Here is a 24,713-nt window from a genome sequence, read left to right on the forward strand (position 1 = left end):
CGGCGACAGCCGACTGAGGGTGAGGCAAGGACGCCGAACGGGGCGGGTGGCGCGGCAGCGCCGGATGAGGGGGGAGCCTCTCGGAGCTGAAGCAATAAGAAGAATTGTAGCGCTTTTCCCTCATCCGCCCTTCGGGCACCTTCTCCCGGAGGGAGAAGGGAAGAAAAGAGATTTCGACAATGTCCGATCTACTTTGGCAAAAACCCGGCGTCGAGACCGACGCGCGCATCATGCGCTTTCTCGCCGGCGACGACGTCGTGCTCGACCGCGAATTCTTCCTGCACGACGTCGAGGCGAGCCGCGCGCACGTCGAAGGGCTCGCGCGGATCGGCGTGGTCACGCAGAACGAGTGCGAGGCGATCGCGCGCGAACTCGGCGTGCTCGCCGACGATTTCAACAGCGGCGCGTTCGTTCTCGACGACAAATACGAGGACGGCCACTCCGCGATCGAAGCGCGTCTGACCGAGCGCCTCGGCGACGCCGGGCGCAAGGTGCACACGGGCCGCAGCCGCAACGACCAGATCCTCGTCGCCACGCGGCTGTGGCTCAAGGCGAAGCTCGGCGCGCTGCATGCGTTGTGCGCCGAGGCCGCCAGGGTCTGTCTCGACCGCGCCGCGCAGGATTCGGTGCCGATGCCGGGCTACACGCACCTGCAGCGCGCCGTCGTTTCCTCGACCGCGATGTGGTACGCCGGCTACGCCGAAAGCTTCATCGACGACGCGCGGCGCGCGCTCGACACGCGCGCCTGGATCGACGCGAATCCGCTCGGTACCGCGGCCGGCTACGGCGTCAACCTCAAGCTCGACCGCGAGCACACGACACAGGCGCTCGGTTTCGCGCGCATGCAGGTCTCGCCTGTGGCCGCGCAGCTCGCGCGAGGTAAGTTCGAGATGGCCGCGCTCGACGCGCTCGGCACCGCGCTGCTCGACCTGCGCCGCCTGGCCTGGGACCTGTCGCTGTTCACGACCGCGGAATTCGGTTTCGTGCATCTGCCGCCGGAATACACGACCGGTTCGTCGATCATGCCGAACAAGCGCAATCCCGACGTGGTCGAGCTGATGCGCGCCAGCTACGCGAGCGTCGCCGCAGGCCGCGCCGAGATCGAGCAGTTACTGTCGCTGCCGTCGGGCTATCAGCGCGATCTGCAATTCTCGAAAGGCGGCTTGTACCACGGCTTCGCGCGAGGCATGGCCGCGCTCGAACTGCTGCCCGACCTGCTCGCGCGCATGCAATGGAACGCGCCGGCGATGCGCACGGCGATCGACCCGGCGATGTACGCCACCGACACCGCGATCGAGGCCACCGTCGCCGGCGTGCCGTTCCGCGACGCGTACAGGCAGGCCGCTGCCGCCGCGAACGAGGCCGGCCAGGGCCGCACGCCCGAACAAAGCCTCGGCGCGCGCACCTCGCCGGGTGCGGCGGCAGACTTGCGTCTCGACGAACTGCGCGAGCGCCTCACCCGTTTGGCCGAATCAGGAAAATAGAATGTCGTCATTCCCGCGAAAGCGGGAATCCAGCGCCTTTCTCCACCCATTCAAGAAGCAAGAGCCGAGTCATTGGATTCCCGCCAGAAGCATGCGGGAATGACGAGCAAAGCGGAGACGCGAGTGTCACAGGGATTTACCCAACAACCGCTGCCGGCCTGGCGCCGCGCCGTGCTCAAGATCGGCAGCAATCTGTTGACCGCGGGCGGCCACGAGTTGTCGTCGCAACACGCGCGAGTTCTCGCCGACTTCGTCCTCGCCTCGCGCGCGCAAAGCCGCGAAGTCGTCATCGTGTCGTCGGGTGCGGTCGCGGCCGGACGCGCGCGCGTGCATGAGGACACGAGCGGCCTCGTCGCGCGCCAGGCGCTCGCCGCGCTCGGGCAGACGCGCATGGTCGCGTTGTGGCAGGAACTGCTCGGCGCGACGCCCGTCGCGCAGGTGCTGCTCGCGCACGACGACTTGCGCAACCGCCGCCGCTATCTCAACGCGCGCAACACGCTGATCGAACTGCTGCGCCTCGACGCCGTGCCCGTCATCAACGAGAACGACACCGTCGCGGTCGAGGAGCTGAAGCTCGGCGACAACGACAATCTCGCCGCCATCGTCGCCGCGCTGGTCGATGCCGACCTGCTGCTGATCGCGAGCGACGTCGACGGCCTCTACGACGCGCATCCGCTGCTCGATCCGGACGCGAAGCCGGTCGAGTCGGTCGCGGCGGTGACGGCGGACGTGCTCGCGATGGCGGGAGCGGCCGGCTCCGAGCACGGTACCGGCGGCATGCATACGAAATTGCAGGCGGCGACGAAAGCGGCGAACGCGGGCATCCCGACCGTGCTGTTCAACGGTACGTGCGCGCAGACGGTCGCGCTGCTCGGCACGGGCGCATTCCGCGGCACGCGCTTCGCCGCGGCGAGTTCGCGCCTCGCTGCGCGCAAATACTGGCTGCGTCACGCTCCCGGCGCGGACGGCCGCATTCGCGTCGATGCGGGCGCTGCGCGCGCGCTGACGACGGGCAAGTCGCTGCTGCCCGGCGGCATCGTCGGCGCCGACGGCGAATTCCAGCGCGGCGATATCGTCGAAATCCTCTGCGCGGACGCGGCGATCGCACGCGGCCTCGTTCAGTACAATGCGGGCGAGGTGCGACGACTGGCCGGCAGGCAGTCGCGCGAGATCGAAGCGACGCTCGGTTTCAGCTATGGCGACGAAGTCCTGCACCGCAACGATCTGGTGATCCTCAACGAGGCGACGACGGCATGAATGCCGCAACCGAAACGCGCAACGAATCCGCTTCAGCGGACATCCGCGGGCTGGCGTTCGCCGCACGCGCGGCCGGCGCGACTGTCGCCGCATTGTCCACTTCCGCAAAACGCGACGCGTTGTACGCGATGGCCGATGCGCTCGCCGCGCGGTCGATGGGGATTCTCGCGGCGAATGCGCGCGACATCGAAGCGGCGCAGGCCAAGGGCCTCGCCGCGGCGATGGTCGACCGCCTGCGCCTCGACCCGGCGCGCATCGAGGATATCGTACGGGCCGTCAAGGAAATCGCCGACCTACCCGACCCGGTCGGCCAGGTCACGCGCCGCGAGCAGCGTGCGAACGGGCTTGCGATCGAGCGCGTGCGCATCCCGCTCGGCCTGATCGCCATGATCTACGAGTCGCGCCCGAACGTGACCGCCGACGCCGCCGCGTTGTGCTTCCACGCCGGCAACGCCGTGCTGTTGCGCGGCGGTTCGGAAGCGATCCACAGCAACCGCGCGATCGCGGCGGCGCTGCACGCCGCGCTGCGCGCGCACGGCCTGCCCGAGGCGGCGATCACGCTGGTCGAAGACCTAAGCCGCGAGACGGTGATGAAGCTGCTGCAACTGACCGACATCGTCGACCTCGCAATCCCGCGCGGCGGCGTCGGCTTGATCCGCTTCGTCGCCGAGCATGCGCGCGTGCCGGTGATCAAACACTACCAGGGCGTGTGCCACCTCTATGTCGATGCGAGCGCCGATCCCGACGTCGCCTTGCGCCTCGCGATCGACGGCAAGACGACGCGGCCGTCGGCCTGCAACGCGCTCGAAACATTGCTCGTGCACAAGGACGTGGCGCCCGCATTCTTGCCACGCGTCGCGCAGGCGCTGCGCGCGCGCGGCGTCGAACTGCGCGGCGACGACGTCAGCCGCGCGCTGGTCGCGCAGATGAGCTCCGCAACCGAGGACGACTACGCCGCCGAATACCTCGACCTGATCCTCGCCGTGCGCGTGGTCGACGGCCTCGACGCGGCGATCGCGCACATCCGCCGCTACGGCTCGGACCATACCGAGGTGATCGCGACGCGCGACGCGGCGGCCGCGGAAAAATTCGTCCATGCGCTGCGCTCGGCCGTGGTGCTGGTCAACGCCTCTTCGCGTTTTTCCGACGGCGGCGAGCTCGGCCTCGGCGCGGAGATCGGCATCTCGACCACGCGCCTGCACGCCTACGGCCCGATGGGCGCCGAGTCGTTGACGATCGAACGCTACGTCGTGCGCGGCGACGGCCAGGTACGCCACGCCGAATCGCGCATCTGAACTCGATGAGCGAACCGCTGCGCCCGACTTCCGCCGATCGCGTGCTGGTGATCGCGCCGCACCCGGACGACGAGGCCATCGCCTGCGGCGGTCTGCTGCTCGCCGCGCGCGACGCCGGCGCCGCGCGGCGCGTGGTCACGCTCACCGACGGCGACAACAATCCGTGGCCGCAGCGCTGGCTCGAAAAACGCTGGCGCATCGACGCGGCCGCGCGCGTGCGCTGGGGCGCATGCCGGCGCGCGGAAGCGCAGGCCGCGCTCGACCTGCTCGGTGTCGCCACGGACGAACGCGCGTTCTTGGCTTTCCCCGATACCGCGCTGACGTCGCTGCTCATGCGCGACGCGGGCCGGATCGTCGATCCGCTGCGCGCGCAGATCGCCGCATTCGCGCCGACCCACATCGCCTTTCCCGCCCTGGCGGACCGCCATCCCGACCACAGCGCAGCACATATCGCGCTGCGGCTTGCCGCCGCCGGTGCCGGTTCGACGGCACGGCTCATTGCCTTTCGCGTGCATGGCACAGACGGCGCGCGGGCGGCGCACGTCGTCGAGTTGGACCCGGCGCGGCGTGGCGCCAAGCGCGCTGCGATCGCCTGCCATCACACGCAGATGGCCCTTAGCAGCGCACGCTTCCTCGCCTTCGCCACGGAACGCGAGTCCTACGACGAGGCCGTCGCCGCGCCGCCTGACGATCATCCGTTGCGGGCAACATTGCGCGAAGGGCGCATTCTGGAATTGCGCCTGCACGATCGCCGTCTGCACGGCAACCGGCAGGCGCTGATCCTGTTCGGCGACGCGCGCGGCAAAACGGACGCCTGGTGGCTGCCGCTCGCGCGGCCGGAACAAACCTGCGAATTGCGCGACGCGCGCGACGATCACCCGGTCGCCGCGGCGCGTTGGCGCGACGAGGCGGACGGGCCGGCGCTTGCGCTGCCCTTGCCTCACTCCGTTTCGCCCCACGTCGGTTTCGTCAAGCTCGCGCGGCCGCGCACGGGCCTCGTCGTCTTCGATCGCTACGGCTGGCAGGCCGTCGAACTCGTTTGAAGAAAGCGGGTCCGGGCATTCAGTGCGCGTTGCGCGCGCGGCGCGCGTCCGCGACGCCGGTTCAATACCGTTTCGTCGACGATTCCCTACGCGGAATTAGGAAAAAATTAACGTCGCGAGGCGCTAACTGAACGCTGCTCGGGAACTTGCTGAATGGCATTCTGGGCGCAGATTGACAGCGCGAGAGCGCCTGTCATTCTCTGCACCGCGCGCTGCAGGCACCCCCCCTCGCGCGCACCACATCAATTTCAATGGAGACGGCAATGAGAACGTTGTTGGGTTCGGTGGCAATCGGTCTGGGAGCGCTGCTGTGCCAAGGCGCCTATGCACAGGATGCCGCGAGTCATACCGCGCTGTGCAAGGACGGAACGTATTTCGACGGCGCCACGCACAAGGGAGCGTGCCGCGGCCATCAGGGCGTGAAGGAATGGTTGGACAAGAGCGCGGCGAGCAGCACCGCTGCCAAGACCGACGCGAAGAGCGCGGACACGACGGCCGCGGCCGACGACACCAAGGCGACCAAGAAGCATCGCCACAAGAAGGACGCGGACGCGACCGCCGCCAGCGCGGCAACGACGGCTCCGGCCGCTGCGACGACGTCGGCCGCACCCGCCGCGACCACGGCCACGACGGCGGCCACGGGCGCTGCCGCGGCCAACACGGCGACCCACGCCAAGCACACGGCGCCGACACCGGCCAAGGACATCGCGCAGAAGCCCGGCGGCGGTCCCGGCCTGGTCTGGGTCAACGCCGAGTCGAAGGTCTATCACTGCAACGGCGACGAGTGGTACGGCAAGACCAAGCAGGGCTCGTACATGAGCGTGGCCGACGCCGAAAAGGCCGGCGCGCATCCGGCCCACGGCAAGGCCTGCCAGTAACGCCAGGAAAAATCGCGGCCACGGACGGCCGCGCGCCGCGCCATTGCGGTCGGCGATCATCGTAAGCGACGCCCGGCATTCCCGGACATTTTTCATGCGTATTTTCCGGCGCGCCGATACCCTCTACGCGGCACGCCGCAGACTGCGCTCGCTCGCGCGGTCGAACAGATGCAGCCGCTGAGCATCGAGCGCGAGTTCGATCGCCTCGCCCGCGCGCAGGACATGATGTCCGGCGAGGCGGGCGATCACGCGTTCCGCGCCGACGACGACACCGACGACGGTCTCCGCGCCCAGCGGCTCGACGACATCGACGACGCCGCGCAATCGGCCGCCAGCGCTATCGACGCCCACCGCGTCCAACGCCTCGGGCCGCACGCCGAGCCAGAGGTCTTGCGCTTCGTGCAGATCGAACCGCGCGCGCAGCGCCGCCGGCATCGGCAGACGAAAGCCGTCGCCGGCGAGCGCATCGGCCTGCGCGCGCACGCTCAGGAAACTCATCGCCGGCGAGCCGATGAAACCGGCGACGAACTTGTTGGCCGGCCGCTCGTAGAGTTCGATCGGCGCGGCGACCTGCTGGATCTCGCCGTCGCGCATCACCACGATGCGGTCGCCCATCGTCATCGCCTCGACCTGGTCGTGGGTGACGTAGATCGTGGTCGCGCCGAGGCGGCGCTGCAGGCGCGAGATCGACGCACGCATCTCCGCGCGTAGCTTGGCGTCGAGGTTGGACAGCGGTTCGTCCATCAGGAACACCTTCGGCTCGCGCACGAGCGCGCGGCCGAGCGCGACGCGCTGGCGCTGGCCGCCCGACAACGCCGCCGGCTTGCGCTCGAGCAGGGTTTCGAGCTGCAGCGTCTGCGCCGCGCCGAGCACGCGCCGGGCGATCTCGGGCCGGGCCACGCCGGCGAGCCTGAGCGCAAAGCCCATGTTCTCGCGCACCGTCATGTGCGGATAGAGCGCGTAGTTCTGGAACACCATCGCGACGTCGCGCGCTTTCGGCGAAAACCCGTTCGCGGGCTTGCCGTCGATCGCCAGCTCCCCCGAGGAAATCTCTTCGAGGCCGGCGATCATGCGCAACGTCGTCGACTTGCCGCAGCCCGACGGCCCGACGAAGACGACGAACTCGCCGTCGCCGACCTCGAGACTGAAATCCTTCACCGCAGCGTGGCCGCCGGGATAGAGTTTGCAGAGATTGCGCAGGGTGACGACGGCCATGCAGAAATCCACTCGGGCGGAAGGCGGAGCCGCCCGCCGTTTGTAGGGGAAAAAGCGGCGCCGATCAAGCCTGCCGGCACAAGGGGTGACAGTGCAGGTTTTGCACGCGCTTGAGATGGCGCAACGCTCGCCCTACGATGCCCCGATTGCAGTCCGGCGAAAAGTGCGCGCCGGGAAACCGTGTTGCCGGAACGATGATCCGCATTCCCATCCTGCCTGCGGGTTCGGACGAGGCGTTTCCCGCGCTGGAAACGGCTCTTGCCGAACCGAACGGCCTGCTTGCCGCAGGCGGCGATCTGTCGCCGCGGCGGCTGCTCGACGCCTACCGGCACGGCATCTTCCCGTGGTACTCGCGCGATGAACCGATTCTGTGGTGGTCGCCCGATCCGCGCATGGTGTTGCGCACGGACGGCCTCCACGTTTCGACCCGACTGCGTCGCTTCCTGCGCGGCTGCGACTGGACGGTCCGCGCCGACACGGCGTTCGCCGAGGTCATGCGCGCCTGCGCCGCGCCGCGGGCGAAGCAGCCGACGACCTGGATCACGCGCGACATGTTCGAGGCGTATTGCGAGCTTCACCGGCTCGGCCATGCGCACTCCTGCGAAGTCCACGCGGGCGACGAACTCGTCGGCGGCATCTACGGCGTCGCGGTCGGGCGCATGTTCTTCGGCGAATCGATGTTCAGCGCGCGCACGAACGGCTCGAAGGTCGCCCTGCTCGGGCTCTGCCACGCGCTGCAGGCGTGGGGATTCCCGCTGCTCGACGCGCAGGTGCGCTCGGAGCACCTCGTCTCGCTCGGCGCCGTGGAAATGCCGCGCGCGGAGTTCGTCCGGCGCGTCGCCGCGCAGGCCGCACTGCCCGGCTTCATCGGCTCCTGGTGCGACAGGCTCGGCGAAATCGAGGTCGACACACTGGCGGGGTGACTTCTTTTGAATTTTCCATGCGAAGGCGCGAAAACGAACCCATCGTCGCGCATTCCACTTCCTTTCCTTTTCGCGCCTTCGCGCGAACCTCTCGAGACGTCCATTCGAGGCGGAGAATCGCAAATTGAGCCCCCGCACCAACAACAGAAAGTCTGCGCCATGGACTTGAAATGGGAAACCAAATAGTCTACGCGCACGGCCAATCACTCGAAGGATTTCGATTGAATGCGGTGTGCCGTGTTGGTGCTTGACCTGCGTGTGGCCTCGGATCTTTTCTCAAGTCGAGGCCATGCCGTGCGTAGACGGAAATTTCGTACCTTGGTCTTACTCCATCCGCTTTTCTGGAAGAGGGAATTTATGAGAGCTCATCGCACATCGTTTGTAATCTACGCACTGCTTTTCTGCATTGCAGCAACTCATGCCGCGTCCAGTCCGGTCACAGGCATCGAGGATGCCATCAGCCACGCCACCGACGAATGCAACGGCGCCGTTGTACTGACCCCTCAGCCAGGAACCGAATTCATTCCGTTGGACATCAAAACTCCAGATGGCGTGGAGTCGTTCTATGGCAAAGCGCCACGGCTGCAAGTCACGTGGCTCGATACGATGACCTGCACGCCGCGCAGGAACCACGCCAGTATTTCAAGTTCCTCGTTTTATTCGGCAACCACGAATAGCGTCATCGGTGACAATTGGGCGGGCTACCAAATCTCCAATTACTCACGATTCGTGCAAGCAGGCTGGCATGAACCGCAGGTCATCTTGCCTAAGGAAACTCTGATTTTGCCCTGTGGTCGAACCGAGACCTGAGAATGGATCGTAGCCGATGACTGCCCAACAGATGACCTTGTCAATGGAACAAGATGCTGGCTTCGATCTGCACCGCAAGGCGACGCGGCGCGACGTGTTCCTGTCGGAGATGGACAAGGTGGTGCCGTGGGCGACGTTGTGCGCGTGCATCGAGCCGCACTATCCGAAGGAGCGCGAAGGCGGCGGTGGCCGCCGGCCGGTGGGCTTGGAACGGATGCTGCGCATCCACTTCCTGCAACAGTGGTACGCGCTGAGCGATCCGGCGGTGGAAGAGGCGCTGTACGACTCGCAGGCGATGCGCCGCTTCGTGGGGATCGACCTGGGTCGTGAAGGCGCGCCGGACGAGACGACGGTGTGCAAATTCCGTCACTTGCTGGAGAAGCATGGGTTGGCGCAGAAGTTGTTCGATGCGGTGAGCGGGCACTTGAAGGCACACGGCATGAAGCTGTCGCAGGGCACGATCGTGGACGCGACGATCATCGCAGCGCCCAGCTCGACGAAGAACAAGGCCAAGGCGCGCGATCCGGACATGCACCAGACGAAGAAGGGAAATCAGTGGTACTTGGGGATGAAAGCGCACATCGGCGTGGATGAGGAAACGGGCCTGGTGCATCACGTGGAATCGACGGCGGCGAACGTGGGCGACGTGACGCAGGTGGGGAACCTGCTGCACGGCAAGGAGAAGCGGGCGTTCGGCGATGCCGGATACCTTGGCGCGGACAAACGCGCGCCCAAGCGCGGCCGACGCTGGTACATCGCAGCCAAGCGCAGCCAGGTGAAGGCGATCGAGGATACGAAGCTGCGCGAGCTGACCGAGCAGGTCGAACACATCAAGGCATCGATCCGGGCGACGGTGGAGCATCCGTTCCGGGTGATCAAGCGGCAGTTTGGCTACGTGAAGGTGCGCTACAAGGGCTTGGCGAAGAACGCGGCGCAAGTGAAGACGCTGTTCGCGCTGGCCAATCTGTGGAGGGTGCGCGGGACGCTGCTGCGAGCAACATAGGATCATTGCGTCCGCGGGTCGCCGAAAGGCGGTCAGCGGGCAGACAAACGGGCGACCCAGCGGGCAGTCGGGCGGATAAATCCGACCCATCCGCGCGCCGCTCGTGGTCTTGGTCGGAAATTGCACGAAAGTGCGGATAAATCAGACCATCCTTAGGTGGGGCATTTTGCCCAGCCACAAGTGGAACATTTTGGGTGGCCGTCCGGGCCAAGTCGCTGGATCCCCGCCAGAAGCACGCGGGGATGACGAGCAGAAGCAAGGCTATCGCCACACGAACGTCGCCACGCTGCGCGCGGGCATCGTGTAGGCGAATGCGCGTCCCGCTTCGCGCACGACGAAGCGCTGCGCGGACCGCGCCGAATTTGCGACGATCATCACAAGCGAACCGTCGTCGGCATTGCGGAACACGACGTTGTCGATGTCCTTGCCGCCCTCGCTCGACTCGACGCGCTGCGCGCCGGGCCGCACGAAGCGGCTCGCGTGGGCGAGCGCGACGTAGTCGACCGTGCGCGTATAGTTGCCGGTTTTCGAATCGATCGTGACGAGGCCACGGCAGTCGTCGCAGCCGCCCGCATGCGGGCCGTGGTGTTCGTCGAGCGCGAGATTCCACAACAGTACGCCGCGCGACCAGCCGCGTACCGATCCGATCAGCAGGCGTCGAACTATCGTGAGCAGACCGTCGTCCTTCATCGGCTTCCAGTCGCCGCCCGAGCATTCGGTGAGATAGGCGTCCTTGTCGGGATACTTGTCGTGCACGCGCGTTTGCGCGTCGACATAGCCCGCGTAGCAATGCCAGGCGACCGCAGCGACGTAGCGGTTCGCGGCCGGATCGGCGAGCAGGGCCAGCGGTTCGGTCTCGATGTCCCAGTTGTGGTCCCAGTCGAAGATCAGCGGCGCGCGTTCGCGCTGCGCCAGCTTCGGGCCGAGTTGCTGGCCGATCAGCAGCCGCCGCGCGCCCGCGCTGAGCAGCATGCCGGGATAGTCCGGCGCGTTGAAGCGCGGCTCGTTCTGCACGGTCAGCGCGAAGATCGGCACTCCCGCGGCCGCCATCGCGTCGACGTACTTGACGAGATAATCGGCGAACGCGGCGTGGTATTCGTACCTGAGCGTTCCGTGCAGCAGACTGCCGTTGGTCTTCATCCACGCCGGCGCGCTCCACGGCGAGGCCATGACCTTCAACTGCGGATTGATCGCGAGCGCCGCGCGCACGACGGGCAACACCTCCTCTGCGCCGGTGCTGGCGATGGCCGGCGTCAGCGAAAAATGTGCGAGCGTCGGATCGCTCCGGCCCGGCGGCATGTCGTCGAGCGTGTAATGCCGCAACGAGAAATCCGACGCGCCGATGGTCAAACGCGTGAAGTCGATGCCGAGGCCGCCGTCGCCGCGGCCGAACAACTCGTGCAGCAGCTCGTCGCGCTGTGCGGCGCTCATGTGTTTCTCGATCAGCCACGCCGACGAATCGGTGATCGCGGCGCCGAAGCCGATCATCGCCTGATAACGCTTGCCGGCATCGATGCCGATGACGGTACCCGCCTTGGCCGAGGCGTCGAAGGCGAGATTGGCTCCGCGCGCCAGTCGTTTTTCGCCATCCGCCGTGCTCAGCCAGACCTGCACCGATCCGCGCGGAGACGGCCGCGGGGCGCTTGCGCAGGCGGCCAACGCGAGAAGACACAGAATGGGCAGGACGGACGGGGATTTCATTCGCACATATCGAAAAATGGAAACGTTCCCAATAATTTTGAGCCGGAATATAGCAAAACCGGAAAACCTCACAGGGCGCCCAGCTTGCCTTCGATCAGCCGCGAGCCGCATTCATGCTGATGGATTTGCTGCGCCGCACGGTGACGTCCGCTTACATCTGGTGCATATTCCGCAACGAAATTGGTAACGTTTCCAAAAAAAAGGACTCTTTCGAGTTGCGACGAGGGAGCGAAAGGGGATGTACGGCGCCCCGCGCCGCATGAAACGCAAATGCTTGTTTATGCGATCGACCTTGATCGCGAAGATCAAAAAAGCAGCCATCCATGGCTGCATTCTAATCAAACCCTTGGGAGAGCACCGATGATTGATTCCAGCACGTCGCGCACGTCCATCACGCATGCCCGCAGGCTGCGCAAGAGTCCGCTCGCCGCCGCTTGCGCGAGCGCGCTTTTTCTCGTCGCATCTTCGGCGATCGCCGCCGACGAATCCACCGCCCCCCCCCCTGCCGATCAAGCTCAATCCGATAATGCGGCGGATCAGACCAGCGCCACGGACCAGAAGAAAGACAACGACGACAAAACCGCGAGCCTCGACACGATCAAGGTGACCGGCATCAAGGGCAGTATCGAGAGCGCGCTGTCGGTCAAGGAGAACCTCGACAGCATCGCCGAGGCGATCGCGCCGGAAGACCTCGGCAAGCTGCCCGACCTGTCGATCGCCGAAAGCCTCGCGCGCCTGCCCGGCCTCGCGACACAGCGCGTCGGCGGCCATGCCGAATACATCTCGATCCGTGGCCTGTCGCCGGATTTCGTCGGCACCACGCTGAACGGCCGCGAGCAGGCGTCCACGGGTGAAAACCGCGGGGTCCAGTACGACCAGTATCCGGCCGAGTTGATGGGCGGCGCCGTCGTCTACAAGGTACCCGACGCCACCGTCATCGGCCAGGGTTTGTCCGGCACGGTCGACCTGCACACGATCCGCCCGCTCGACTTCCAGGAAATGACGATGGCCGTGAACGCGCGCGGCGAGCACACGACCAACGGCAATCTCAGCCCGGGCAGCGGCGTCGGCACGAACGGCAACCGTGTCAGCTTCTCGTTCGTCGACCAGTTCCTCGATCACACGCTGGGCGTCGCCTTCGGCGTCGCCCATCTGGATTCGCCGTCGCAGGAAAAGCAGTACCAGGCGTGGTGGTGGAGCATGAACAACGGCACCGGCAGCATCGAGGACAGTTGGGGCGGGCCGCATACGCCAGGAATGCCGGACGGCGTGGTTTCCGAGGAAGGCATGCAGCTTCGTGCGCAATCGCAGAGCCAGTTGCGCGACGGCGCCATCGGCATCCTCGAATGGGCGCCGAACGATCGCTACCACTCGACGCTCGACATCTACTACTCGAAATTCAACCAGGAGAAATACAAGAACGGCCTGCAATGGTCGAGCAGCCCGTGGGACGGCGTCGACTTCGCCGACGTGAGCCCCTCGTTCGCCCTGCCGTATCCGATCGCCACTTCGGGCACGATGTCCGGCCTGCAGCCGATCATGCAGAACGAATACACCAGGGAAAAGGATTACCTGTTCTCGGCCGGCTGGAACAACCGCTTCGAATTCGACAACCAGTGGCAGGTGACGGCCGACCTTTCCTATTCGCGCGCCAAGGTGAAACTGCACGATGCGTACGCCTTCACCGGCCTGGCCGGCGGCGAATTGCTGCAAACCGGTTTCGTCCTGCCGACCTACGCCGGCTTTCCGACGTTCACGCCGACGATCGACCTGTCGAATCCCGCCAACGTCGTCTTCGCCGACCCGACCAACTACAGCTACAACGGCCGCGTCGAATGGGACCACCAGAAGGACGAGATCAAGGCGTTCCGCCTCGAAGCCTCGCATCCGATCGGCTGGATATTCACGAGCATGAATTTCGGCTTCGACTATTCCGAGCGCACCAAGAGCAAGCAGGCCGATGTGTACTTCGCCTATCTCAACGGCAATGGCTGCTCGACATCCTACGCCGCCGCGTCCGGCAACCTGCCCGCCGCGAATCCGCAATGCGAAAACCTGACCTACGATCCGCACGACTACGTGCCGATCGGCACCGTCGACGGAAGCACCTCGCTCGCCTACGGCGGCATCGGCGGCATCCCGTACTACGACGTGTTGTCGGCCATCGCGAACCAGTTCTATCTCATTCCCAAGAGCGGCCAGAACGACTGGAACCGCAACTATTCGGTCACCGAGAAAGTGCCGCTGGCCTACGTCAAGCTCAACATCGACACGACGCTGGGCGATATCCCGATCCGCGGCAACGTCGGCGCCCAGTTCGTACGCACGAACGTGTCTTCGACGGCCATCCAGACCAGCGGCGATACCTACGTCGGCATGCTCTCGGGCAGCGACTCGTACAACAAGTTCCTGCCGAGCCTCAATCTGGTCGCCGACCTCGGCGACCGCACCTACCTGCGCTTCGGCCTCGCAAAAACGATGGTGCGGGGCCGCATCGACGACGAGAAGATCGCCTCGTCCGCGGGCGTGACGCCGTGCAATCCGCAAAGCGCGAACGCGCAATGCGCCACAGTCGGCTACGACACGAGCAAGGGCACATGGAGCGGCAGCGGCGGAAACATCTATCTCAAGCCGTGGGTCGCCGTCGGCACCGATATTTCGATCGAAAAATATTTCGGCGAGGCCAGCTACGTTTCCGCGGCGATATTCAACAAGAACCTGCTGACCTACATCTACAACCAGACGGTCAACAACTACGATTTCTCGGGATACACGAACCCGACGCCGGATATCACGGCGATTTCCCCCTACGGCACCAACACGGTTCCGCAGAACGGCACGGGCGGCCGCATTCAGGGCGTGGAGTTGGCCACCGCGCTCGAAGGAAAACTCTTTGCCTCATGGCTGGACGGCTTCGGCATCCAGGCCAACTTCTCCTACAACAAGAGCAAGATTCCGACGAGCACGATCGCATCGATTCCGGGCGGCCCGACCACCTTGCCCGGCCTGTCGGAGAAGACCAGCAACGTCACGGTCTACTACGAGAAGGCCGGCTTCTCGGTGCGCCTCGCCGAGCGCTATCGTTCGGAATTCACCGGCGAGGCCGTCGCGCTGTTCGACCAGATCGGCTACACCAAGATCCTTGCCGACAAGCAGACCGACTTCCAGGCCGGATACGAGTTCCAGGACGGACGCATGAAGGGGCTTTCGCTGCTGCTGCAGGTCAACAACCTGACCGACTCGCCGTACCGCACGCAGCAGGTCAGCGGGCTGCCGAACGGCGTATCGGTCGCAAGGCCGCTCGAATACGACACCTACGGCCGCACGATCCTGTTCGGCCTCAACTACAAGTTGTAGACGATACCGTCGCTCCCGCGTCGCGCGGCCTTCCACGAGGCCGCACGCGCGGGAGATTTGCCGACGTATCCGCAAGACGATGATCCCGACTTTCGCGATAGCCCGAACACCCCTCCCCTGCGCTATCGCGGCTCTCGCGCTGGCGGCCTGTGCCGCCGCGGCGCCCGCGACGCAAATCGCGTGCCACGACGACGACGGTCTTGCCGACTGGCCGCGACTGACGAGTCCGATCAAAACGGATGCGGCAATGGAAGCGCGCATCCGCGAGATCATCAAAGGCATGACGATCGAGCAGAAGATCGGCCAGATGACCCAGGCCGACATCCGCAAGATCACGCCCGACGAAGTGCGCCGGTTCTACATCGGCAGCGTCCTCAACGGCGGCAACACGCAGCCGGGCAACCGGCGCGGCGCGAGTTTCGCGCAATGGCGCGAGGCGACGCGGAAGTATCACGATGCGGCGCTCGCCACCGACATGAAGGTGAAGATTCCGCTGATCTGGGGCACCGATGCGGTGCACGGCCACGGCATCGTTTCCGGCGCGACGGTGTTTCCGCACAACATGGGCCTCGGTGCGACGCACGACGCCGAACTCGTGCGCGAGATCGCCGCTGCGACGGCGAAACAGGTGCGCGCGACCGGCATCGACTGGGTGTTCGCGCCGACGCTCGCTGTCGTGCAGAACGTCCGCTGGGGGCGCAGCTACGAAAGCTTCTCGTCCGACCCGGCCGTCGTGCGCGAGCTCGGCACCGCTTATGTGGAAGGCTTGCAGGGCCGGCTCGGGAGCGACGCGAGCGCCGTCGCGACCGCCAAGCATTTCATCGGCGACGGCGGCACCGACCGCGGCAAGGACCGCGGCGTCGACCTGTCCAGCCGCGCCGACCTGATCGCCGTCCATGCGCAAGGCTATTTCGGCGCACTCGAAGCCGGCGCGCAAACCGTCATGGCCTCGTACAGCAGCACGCGCGATTTCGGCAAGATGCACGGCGCCGGATTCCTGCTGACCGACGTGCTGAAAAAGCGCATGGGCTTCGACGGCTTCGTCGTCTCCGACTGGAACGGCATCGCCGAAGTGAACGGCTGCGAGCGCGACCATTGCGCGCAAGCGATCAATGCCGGGGTCGACATGGTGATGGTGCCGGAGAAGTGGGAGAAGTTCATCAAGAAGACCGCGCGCGAGATACGCCTCGGCGAGATTCCTATGGAGCTCATCGACGACGCGGTGACGCGCATCCTGCGCGTGAAGATGCGCGCCGGCCTGTTCGAGCGCAAACCCGACACGGTCGTCGGCGATGCGCAGGATTTGCAGGCGCGCGAGCTCGCGCGACGCGCGGTGCGCGAATCGCTGGTGCTGCTGAAGAACGAAGGCGCGCCGTTGCCGCTCAGGCGCGGCGCGAAGATCCTCGTCGTCGGCAAGAGCGCGAACTCGCTGCGCAACCAGTCTGGCGGCTGGACGCTGAATTGGCAGGGCATGAAGAACCACAACGCGGACTTCCTCACCGGCGACACGATCCTCGCCGGCATCCGCGCAGCCGCGGGCGAAGCGAACGTCGTGTTCGACAAGACCGCGGCGAAGGCGAAGGTCGAATCCTTCGACGCGGTCATCGCAGTGGTCGGCGAGTTGCCCTACGCCGAGATGAAGGGCGACATCCTTTTCCCCGCCCCCCTCGCCGAAAGCCGGCTTTTCCCGGAAGACCTGCAGGTGCTGCGCAAGGTCGCGGGCCACGGCAGACCCGTGATCACCGTGCTCGTGTCGGGCCGGCCGCTGTACGCGAACGACCTGATCGACCTGTCCGACGCGTTCGTCGCGGCGTGGCTGCCCGGCACCGAGGGCAAGGGCGTCGCCGACGTGCTGTTTCGCGATGCGCAAGGCGCCGCGGCGGTCGATTTCCGCGGCACGCTCGCGTTCGACTGGCCGCGCTCGCCGTGCCAGGCCTCGTTCGACGGCCGCGAGCCGCCGCTGTTCGCACGCGGCTACGGTCTGACGTATGCAAACACCGTCCGAGTCGCTACGCTCGATACGCCCGCCGCCGATGCGGCGTGTCCCGACCGTTAGCCTTGTCCGATTGCGGAGAAACGACTCTTGCCCACGATCAACGATGTCGCGCACCTCGCCGGAGTCGGCCTCGGCACCGCCTCGCGCGTGATCAGCGGCAAGGGCTCGGTGTCCGCGAAGACCGCCGAACGCGTGCGCCGCGCGATCGAGGAACTGAAATACCGCCCCTCGCACGCCGCGCGCACGCTGCCGACCGGCGCTTCGCACATGATCGGCGTCTACATTCCGCTGCTGAAGGGCTCGTTCTACACGCCGATCCTCAACGTCATCCACACCGAACTGCGCGCGAACGGGCAGAACATGGTCGTCGCGTTCGGCAGCGGCAACGGCGATGCGCGCAAACAGGCGATGGAAGGCCTCGAATTCCTGATCGAGCGCGGCTGCGACGGTTACCTGCTTGTCAGCGACGCGCTGGTCGAAGACGACATCGCCGCGCTCGGCGCGCAGGCATCGCGGCTCGTGCTGCTCAACCATTCGCTCAAGGCCATCCACAACCAGTGCTTTTCCGCCGACCACTACACGGGCGGGCGGCTCGCCGCGCAGGCGCTGCTCGAAATGAAGCACCGGCGCATCGCGGTGATCGCGGGTTTCGCGACGTCGCTCGACAACGTCGCGCGCCTGCGCGGCTTCATGGACGAGCTGCGCGGGGCCGGCATCGACACCGACGGCATTCCCGTGATCGACAGCGACTTCTCGCCCGAGGGCGGCTGGAATTCGGCCGCCGCGCTGATCGCCTCGAAGCACAAGTTCACCGCGCTGTTCTGCGCGAACGACGAGATGGGCGTGGGCGCGCTGTCGTATTTCCAGCAGGCCGACATCGCCGTGCCGGGCAGGATTTCCGTGATCGGTTACGATGATACGGCGACGGCGGAATATTCCGCGCCGCGCCTGACCTCGGTGCACATTCCCTGGTACGACGTGGCGCTCAACGGCGTGCGCTGGCTGCTCAACCAGTGCTACGACACCAACAAGCCGGTCAAGCGCAGGTTCGCCGCCAGCGTGAGCTGGCGCGCATCGCTGGCGCGGGCGGCGAACGGCAAGTAACGAACAACGACGGACGAACAAGCTCATGCAAACGCGTAGAGAATTCCTGCAACTCGGCGCCGCCGGCGCACTCGGCCTCGCCCTGCCTCGCGCGTTTGCGAAAGGGCCCACGGCGCGCACATGGACGCTGGTCGAAACCTCGCGCGACGGCGCAAGACTTTCGCCGCGTACGCTTCCCGGCGCGGCCACCTCGGGCCCGACCTTGACGTGCAATCCGGCGAAACGGTTCCAGCAGATCACCGGCTTCGGCGGCGCGCTGACCGAATCCTCCGCCTACGTGCTCAAGCAGTTGCCCGAGGCGCAGCGCCTCGAAGTCATCAAGCGCTACTACGATCCGCACGACGGCATCGGCTACACCTTGGCGCGCACGCACATCGGCTCTTGCGACTTCTCGCTGTCGACCTGGTCGCTTGCGCCGTCGCCCGGCGATTACGAGTTGCTCGACTTCACTCTCGCACCGATGCGGCGTTGGCTGATGCCGCTGCTGCACGACGTGCAGAAGATCGCCGGCGCGGACCGCCTCAAGCTGCTCGCCGCGCCCTGGAGTCCGCCGGCCTGGATGAAGACGAACAACCAGATGGACCGCGGCGGCGCGCTGCGCGAGGAATACGCGGCGACCTGGGCGAACCACTACGTCAAGTTCCTGCGCGCGATGCGCGACGAGGAGAATATCCCGCTCTGGGGACTCACCGTGCAGAACGAGCCCGAGGCGACGCAGAGCTGGGAATCGTGCGTCTACACGCCCGAGCAGGAGCGCGACTTCGTGCGCAAGCACCTCGGCCCCACGCTCGCGCGCAAAGGCTTCGGCGACATCAAGCTGTGGGGCTTCGACCACAACCGCGACACGCTCGAACGCCGCGCCGACGCGATGCTCGGCGACCCCGAGACCGCAAAATATCTGGCCGGCATGGCCGTGCACTGGTACGTCAGCGAGGACTACGGCGCCGAGGCGCGCGTGCTGAAGAAATATCCGGGCAAGCAGGTACTGTTCACCGAAGGCTGCGTCGAAGGCGGCGCCAGGCCCGGCGACTGGATGGTCGGCGAACGCTACGCGCGCAACCTGTTCGGCGACCTCAACGCCGGCGTCTGCGGCTGGATCGACTGGAACATCGCCCTCGACCTGCGCGGCGGCCCCAACCACGTCGGCAACTTCTGCGATGCGCCGGTGCTCGTCGACACGAAAGGCGGCAAGGTGCTCTACCAGAGTTCGTTCCACGCGATCGCGCATTTCTCGCGCTACGTGAAGCCGGGGGCCTATCGCGTCGAGGCCAGCGGCGGCCCACGCGGTTTGCAATCGTGCGCCTTCGTCAATCCCGACGGCGGCATCGCCGTCGTCGCCTTCAATCCGGGCGACGATGCGATCGATTTCAACCTCGATATCGGCGGCGAGCGCCGCGGCTGCCGCATACCGGGGCACGCGATCCAAACGTATATCGCTTGACGCGAAGCGCGCAGGCTCCCGCGCGACGTCCTACTTCACTTCGACGACGGCCAGACCCTGCGGCGGGAGCGCGATCGTCAGCGTGCCGTCCTTGATCGCGACCGTTTCCGGCGCGGGCAACTCGGCCGCCTTGCGCAACTCCTTCTGCTGCGCGACCGTGGGATACCGAGGCGAACCCATCTTCTCGTAAGCCGGACGCAAGTCGCCGTACTCATGGTCGACGCGCGAGAGCTGCGCAGCCTGCGCCTTCGTGTTTTTCAGCTTGAGCGTCAACGTGATCGGCTCGCTCTTCGCCTTGTCGGCCTTGTCCGCATCCTGGGTCAAGCCGCTCGGCGCGTAGTTCCACACGGCGAGCACGAGCGTGCCGTCGGCCCTGCGCGTCGCCAGCACCTCGCCGGACTTGACCGGAATGCGCTCGTCGCCGAGTCGGTGCAGCAGCTTGAACGCGTTGTACGCCGGCTTGGGCAGGTTGTCCGCGGCGATCAGGCCGAAGCCGCCGTAGAGTGGCGTCTTGACCACGCCCTGCTCCTCGAACACGTCGGAAAAAGACCAATAAGACATGATATCCACCAAACCGTCGCACTGCGCAATGGTGGATGCCATCCACGGGCCCATGTAGGTCGAGTCGGTCACCTGCGTCGTGTTGTCGTAGGCCGCGTTGAATTCGCTCCAGACCAGTTGCGTGTTCGGCGCCGACGACTTCTTGATCTCCTCGTGCACCTTCTTCACCGCGCGGCAGACCATCTTGTCGCGCGGGATTTCCTCGTTCGTGCCGAACACGTTGTCGGCGGTGTCGTTGCCGTAGACATGGGTCGAGGCGAAGTCGAAAGGTATATTTTTATCCTTGCAGTGCTTGATGAACTCGGCGACCCACGCCGCCTGCGCGGTCGACGGACCGCCGACGCGCAGGCGCTTGTCCACGGCCTTCAGCGCGAGCGCGGTATGGTCGTACAGCGTCCAGTACGTCTTCTGCGGCGGGAAGCCGGCCCAGAAGCCGATGTTCGGCTCGTTCCAGACTTCGAACAGCCACGTGGATACCTCATCGATGCCGTAGCGCTCGATCAGATGCTTCGCGAACGCCTGGATCATCGCGTCCCACTTCGCGTAGTCCTTCGGCTCGGAGATGTTCGGGTGATACCAGAATGGATGCCAGAACTCGGCCGAGGCCAGCTTCTTCGGCATGAACGACAGCTCGACGAACGGCTTCACGCCGTCGGCAAGCAAGCCGTCGTAGATCTGGTCGACGTAGCTCCAGTTGTAGACCGCATTGCCCTGCGCGTCCTCGTCGTAGACACCGACCTCGTCGTGGAAGATGTTGTGGAAGCGCACGTACTTGAAGTCGGTCGCGGCTTTCACCGCGCGGATGTCGCGGCGGTACGAGTCGCGCAGCGCGAGGATCGCGCGGCCCGAGCCGAAGCTCTGCTCCCAGAAATGCGGAAACGGGCGCGCCTTCGCCGTCGCATCGATTTCGACGGTTTGCGCGAATAGCGCCGGCGACGCAACGGCGAGCGCAAGCGATAGCAGGCAACGCTTGAGCGTCGCTGCGCGAGTGGAATTTTTCATGATCGTCTCCCCGGAAGTTCTTGTTGGAATTTGTTCGAGGGCCGGTCATCTGCCGACCGCTGCGATGGTCGCTAGCGTATCAGCTTAACGGAATAATGAAAACGTTTACATTGGCTTCGCAGCAATATCCCCGAACTGTGCGACAAAACCTGGATTCCGCCGGTGCACCTGTCGGCGGCATTCGCTGGGATAATGCCGGAAACATCGCCAACGCGAGCCATCATGTCCGAAACTCCACGACCCGCCGACGCTTCCCGGAGCGTGCTCGCCGTTCTCGTTTCCGCCCTGCTCGGCGGATTGGCGGGAGGCATGAGCTGGTGTTTCCTTGCGCTATGGCTGCCATGGCCCACGCAGTTCTGGATCGTGCCCATCGCGATCGGACTCGCGGCGTTCGCATGCTGGCAGGATTACCGCGGCCGCGTCGCCGTCGCGTGCACCGCGCTCGCAATCGGCATCGCTTTCATCTATGCACAATACCTGTTCGGCGCCGTGCGCATCGCCGATTCGATGGGACTGTCGCTGCGCGAGGCGCTGTTCAAGGCCGGCTTCAACCTGACCGCCGATATCGCCTGGGCGAATTTGCGCACGAAGGATTGGGTCGCGCTCGCGGTCGCCCTGCTCGTGGGCATGGGCGCCGCGCGGGTCTGTGCCCGAAGCCATCGCACATCAGGCGATGGCTGGAAGAATTGATACCGAGTCGACGCGGGGCATCAGTGCCCTCCACCGCCGTCCACCGCCTTGAGCCCCGCGATCAACCCGTTCGCCGCCGCCTGACCGTCGGCGTAAAGCATGCGGCAGTTGTCCTGATAGAACAGCGCGTTTTCGATGCCGGCAAAACCGGTGCCCTTGCCGCGCTTGATCACGATCACCTGCTTGGCGTTGGCGACGTCGAGGATCGGCATGCCGTAGATCGGCGAGGATTTGTCGGTCTTGGCGACGGGATTGACCACGTCGTTGGCGCCGATGACGATGGCGACGTCGCAGTTGGGGAATTCGGGATTGATATCGTCCATGTCGGCGATCAGGTCGTAGGGCACGCCGGCTTCGGCGAGCAGCACGTTCATATGGCCGGGCATGCGGCCGGCGACCGGATGGATCGCGAACTTCACGTTCTTGCCGCGATCGATCAGGTTCTTCGACAGCTCCCAGATCTTGTGCTGCGCCTGGGCCACGGCCATGCCGTAGCCGGGCACGATGATGACGTTGTCCGCCATGTACAGCAGCGAGGCCGCATCGTCGGCTTCGATCGGTTTCAGCGAACCCGTGATCTCCTGCGAGCCGCCGCCGCCCGAACCGAAGTTCGAGAACAACACGTTGGAAATCGAGCGGTTCATCGCCTTCGCCATCAGGCGCGTCAGCAGCGTGCCCGCGGCACCGACCACGGTGCCTGCGATGATCAGCGCAACATTCTGCTGCACGTAGCCCTCGAACGCGACCGCGAGGCCGGTGAAGGCGTTGTACAGCGAGATGACCACGGGCATGTCGGCGCCGCCGATCGGCAACGTCATCAGCACGCCGAACAGCAGCGCGAACAGGAAGAACAGCACGATCGCGTGCGGATACATGTGCATCACGACGACGAAGCCGGCGAACAGCGCCAGCAGGAAGACCAGACCGTTGACGATCTTCTGGCCGCCGAAGCGGAAGGTCTTGTCGAGACGCCCGTCGAGTTTGGCCCAGGCGATCACCGAGCCGGTCAGCGAGATCGAGCCGATCAGCGCGCCGATGACGGCGAGCACGGCCTGCGTCGTCGTCAGTGCCTGTGTCGGCGCGCTCGAATAGGCGGCGCCGAACAGCGCGCTCGCACCGATCGCCGCGGCCGAGCCGCCGCCCATGCCGTTGTAGAGCGCGACCATCTGCGGCATGTCGGTCATCGCGACCTTCTTGCCCCACACCCAGGCGATCGCGGTCGAGAGCGCGATCGCGATGAAAATGAGCGCGGCGTTCTCGATCAGTACATTGCCGGGCCTGTCGCTGTGGAAGAACGTCGCGATCACGGCGACGAGCACGCCGACGCCGGCCCACTGGATGCCGCTGCGCGCGGTCACCGGCGAGGACATGCGCTTGATGCCGAGGATCAGCAACACCGCGGCGACGAAGTAGCTCGCCTGGATGAGAAACGAAACGATATGCGCGGCTTCCATCACTTGCCCTCCCCACCCGCCGCCGGTTTCTTCGACGACTTGAACATCTCGAGCATGCGCTCGGTGACGACATAGCCGCCGGCCGCGTTGCCCGCGCCGAGGAACACACCGACGAAACCGATGACCTGCTGCAGCGGCGTGGTCGCCTCGCCGAGCGCGATCATCGCGCCGACGAGGACGATGCCATGGACGAAGTTCGAACCCGACATCAGCGGCGTGTGCAGGATTACCGGCACGCGCGAGATGATCTCGTGGCCGGTGAAGGCCGCGAGCATGAAGAGATACAGCGCCAGGAATCCGTCGATCATGGCTGCGCTCCTTCGACGAGTTGCTTGGTTGGTTCGTGCTTGATTTCGCCTGCGTGGGTGACGCAGGTCTTGGCGATCAGTTCGTCGTCCCAGTCGAGTTTGAGCTCGCCTTCCTTGGTGATCGACAGTTCGAGGAAGTTGTACAGGTTCTTCGCGTACAGCTCGCTCGCATGGATCGGCGCGCTCGCGGCGAGATTGACCGGGCCGATGATCGTCACGCCGTTGTCGGTGACGACGGTCTTGCCCGCCTCGGTCAATTCGCAGTTGCCGCCGGTCTCGGCGGCGATGTCGACGATGACCGAACCGGCGCGCATGCCACGAACCATGTCCGCGCTGATGATGCGCGGCGCCTTGCGACCCGGCACGGCGGCCGTGGTGACGATGACGTCGACGCCCTTGATGTGCTCGGCCAGCGCGGCCTGCTGCTGGTCGCGTTCTTCCTGCGTCAGCTCGCGCGCGTAGCCGCCGCTGCCCGCGGCGCTGACGCCGAGATCGAGGTACTTCGCGCCGAGCGACTGGATCTGTTCCTTCGTCTCGGGCCGCACGTCGAAACCTTCGACCTGCGCGCCGAGGCGGCGCGCCGTGGCGATCGCCTGCAGGCCGGCGACGCCGGCGCCGACGATCAGCGCCTTGGACGGACGCACCGTGCCCGCCGCCGTGGTCAGCATCGGGAAGAATTTCGGGCTCGCCTCGGCCGCGATCAGCACGGCCTTGTAACCGGCGATGTTGGCCTGCGAGGACAGCACGTCCATCGCCTGCGCGCGCGTCGTGCGCGGCAGCAATTCCATCGCGAAGCTGGTGATCTTCGCATCGCGCAGCGCCTTGATGCGCTCAGGCGCGAGATGCGGCTGCAGGTAGCCGATCGTGACGGCGCCGGGCTTGAGCGCGGCGATTTCCTCCAGCGTCGGCGGCTGCACGGTCAACAGGACGTCGGCCCTGCCGAGCGCGCTGCGGGCATCGGCCGCGACTTCGACGTCCTTGAATGCCGCATCCGGAAAACTGGCCGTCTTGCCCGCATCGTGCTCGATGACGAGATTGACCTGCTTCGCCTTCAATTTCTTCGCCACGTCCGGCGTCAACGCCACGCGGCGCTCGCCCGGCGCGGTTTCGCGTACCGCGCTGATCGTGATGCTCATGCTCCGTCCCCGACAAATACCGGACCCGCATCCTAGCCGAGCCACCCGGCTTATG

At 65.7% G+C, this 24,713-nt stretch carries 18 protein-coding genes and 1 pseudogene; 13 read left to right on the top strand and 6 right to left on the bottom strand.

Annotated features, from left to right (window positions below; translation table 11 throughout):
* The first annotated feature begins 179 nt into the window (after window positions 1-179).
* The 5 genes from argH to QM741_RS00240 all read left to right on the top strand — a co-directional run bounded on the left by argH (window position 180) and on the right by QM741_RS00240 (window position 5,957).
* Complete coding sequence (argH, locus tag QM741_RS00220; protein WP_415205757.1) at window positions 180-1,484, top strand: argininosuccinate lyase; 1,305 nt, start codon at window positions 180-182, stop codon at window positions 1,482-1,484.
* Window positions 1,485-1,583: 99 nt separating this feature from the next.
* Window positions 1,584-2,741: a glutamate 5-kinase gene (proB, locus tag QM741_RS00225; RefSeq protein ID WP_415205758.1), complete on the top strand. Its 1,158-nt coding sequence runs from the start codon at window positions 1,584-1,586 to the stop codon at window positions 2,739-2,741.
* On the top strand, window positions 2,738-4,036 hold the full coding sequence (locus tag QM741_RS00230; RefSeq protein ID WP_415205759.1) for a glutamate-5-semialdehyde dehydrogenase: 1,299 nt from the start codon (window positions 2,738-2,740) through the stop codon (window positions 4,034-4,036). Before proB ends, QM741_RS00230 begins: the two co-directional genes overlap by 4 nt.
* Window positions 4,037-4,041: 5 nt before the next feature.
* Complete coding sequence (locus QM741_RS00235; RefSeq protein WP_415205760.1) at window positions 4,042-5,079, top strand: PIG-L deacetylase family protein; 1,038 nt, start codon at window positions 4,042-4,044, stop codon at window positions 5,077-5,079.
* A 263-nt stretch (window positions 5,080-5,342) separates the two neighbouring features.
* Window positions 5,343-5,957 (top strand): hypothetical protein, encoded by a 615-nt coding sequence (locus tag QM741_RS00240; RefSeq protein WP_415205761.1) that lies wholly within the window; start codon window positions 5,343-5,345, stop codon window positions 5,955-5,957.
* Between the two features lie 123 nt (window positions 5,958-6,080).
* On the opposite strand, the gene QM741_RS00245 is transcribed toward QM741_RS00240, so the two are convergent.
* Entirely contained in the window at window positions 6,081-7,172 is a 1,092-nt protein-coding gene (locus QM741_RS00245) for an ABC transporter ATP-binding protein (RefSeq protein ID WP_415205762.1), read from the bottom strand.
* A 194-nt stretch (window positions 7,173-7,366) separates the two neighbouring features.
* On the opposite strand from QM741_RS00245, the gene aat reads away from it, so the two are divergent.
* The 3 genes and pseudogenes from aat (at window position 7,367) to QM741_RS00260 (ending at window position 10,048) form a co-directional block, all read left to right on the top strand.
* A complete protein-coding gene (gene aat / locus QM741_RS00250; RefSeq protein WP_415205763.1) occupies window positions 7,367-8,095 on the top strand; it encodes a leucyl/phenylalanyl-tRNA--protein transferase in 729 nt (242 codons plus the stop codon).
* A gap of 318 nt (window positions 8,096-8,413) precedes the next feature.
* Window positions 8,414-8,905: a hypothetical protein gene (locus QM741_RS00255; RefSeq protein WP_415205764.1), complete on the top strand. Its 492-nt coding sequence runs from the start codon at window positions 8,414-8,416 to the stop codon at window positions 8,903-8,905.
* A gap of 16 nt (window positions 8,906-8,921) precedes the next feature.
* A pseudogene (locus QM741_RS00260) lies at window positions 8,922-10,048 on the top strand (IS5 family transposase).
* Between the two features lie 121 nt (window positions 10,049-10,169).
* Here QM741_RS00260 and QM741_RS00265 read toward each other — a convergent pair.
* Entirely contained in the window at window positions 10,170-11,522 is a 1,353-nt protein-coding gene (locus QM741_RS00265; protein WP_415205765.1) for a glycoside hydrolase family 30 protein, read from the bottom strand.
* 447 nt (window positions 11,523-11,969) lie between these two features.
* Here QM741_RS00265 and QM741_RS00270 point away from each other — a divergent pair, with 447 nt between their 5' ends.
* The 4 genes from QM741_RS00270 (at window position 11,970) to QM741_RS00285 (ending at window position 19,507) form a co-directional block, all read left to right on the top strand.
* A complete protein-coding gene (locus QM741_RS00270; protein ID WP_415205766.1) occupies window positions 11,970-14,966 on the top strand; it encodes a TonB-dependent receptor in 2,997 nt (998 codons plus the stop codon).
* Window positions 14,967-15,213: 247 nt separating this feature from the next.
* Entirely contained in the window at window positions 15,214-17,022 is a 1,809-nt protein-coding gene (locus QM741_RS00275) for a glycoside hydrolase family 3 protein (RefSeq protein WP_415205767.1), read from the top strand.
* A gap of 27 nt (window positions 17,023-17,049) precedes the next feature.
* Window positions 17,050-18,066 (top strand): LacI family DNA-binding transcriptional regulator, encoded by a 1,017-nt coding sequence (locus QM741_RS00280; RefSeq protein WP_415205768.1) that lies wholly within the window; start codon window positions 17,050-17,052, stop codon window positions 18,064-18,066.
* Between the two features lie 25 nt (window positions 18,067-18,091).
* Window positions 18,092-19,507 (top strand): glycoside hydrolase family 30 protein, encoded by a 1,416-nt coding sequence (locus QM741_RS00285; protein WP_415205769.1) that lies wholly within the window; start codon window positions 18,092-18,094, stop codon window positions 19,505-19,507.
* A 30-nt stretch (window positions 19,508-19,537) separates the two neighbouring features.
* Here QM741_RS00285 and QM741_RS00290 read toward each other — a convergent pair whose 3' ends face one another.
* Complete coding sequence (locus tag QM741_RS00290) at window positions 19,538-21,070, bottom strand: GH39 family glycosyl hydrolase (RefSeq protein ID WP_415205770.1); 1,533 nt, start codon at window positions 21,068-21,070, stop codon at window positions 19,538-19,540.
* A 222-nt stretch (window positions 21,071-21,292) separates the two neighbouring features.
* Between QM741_RS00290 and QM741_RS00295 the strand changes: the two genes are divergently transcribed.
* Window positions 21,293-21,760 (top strand): hypothetical protein, encoded by a 468-nt coding sequence (locus QM741_RS00295; protein ID WP_415205771.1) that lies wholly within the window; start codon window positions 21,293-21,295, stop codon window positions 21,758-21,760.
* 20 nt (window positions 21,761-21,780) lie between these two features.
* On the opposite strand, the gene QM741_RS00300 is transcribed toward QM741_RS00295, so the two are convergent.
* The 3 genes from QM741_RS00300 to QM741_RS00310 are packed head-to-tail and all read right to left on the bottom strand — an operon-like array spanning window position 21,781 to window position 24,658.
* Window positions 21,781-23,214, bottom strand: a complete 1,434-nt coding sequence (locus tag QM741_RS00300; RefSeq protein WP_415205772.1) for an NAD(P)(+) transhydrogenase (Re/Si-specific) subunit beta — start codon at window positions 23,212-23,214, stop codon at window positions 21,781-21,783.
* Complete coding sequence (locus QM741_RS00305; protein WP_415205773.1) at window positions 23,214-23,522, bottom strand: NAD(P) transhydrogenase subunit alpha; 309 nt, start codon at window positions 23,520-23,522, stop codon at window positions 23,214-23,216. Before QM741_RS00305 ends, QM741_RS00300 begins: the two co-directional genes overlap by 1 nt.
* Window positions 23,519-24,658: a Re/Si-specific NAD(P)(+) transhydrogenase subunit alpha gene (locus QM741_RS00310; protein WP_415205774.1), complete on the bottom strand. Its 1,140-nt coding sequence runs from the start codon at window positions 24,656-24,658 to the stop codon at window positions 23,519-23,521. The genes QM741_RS00305 and QM741_RS00310 overlap by 4 nt, the downstream gene beginning before the upstream one ends.
* Between the last annotated feature and the right edge of the window lie 55 nt (window positions 24,659-24,713).

The organism is Rudaea sp. (assembly GCF_047601565.1).
Classification (GTDB): domain Bacteria; phylum Pseudomonadota; class Gammaproteobacteria; order Xanthomonadales; family Rhodanobacteraceae; genus Rudaea.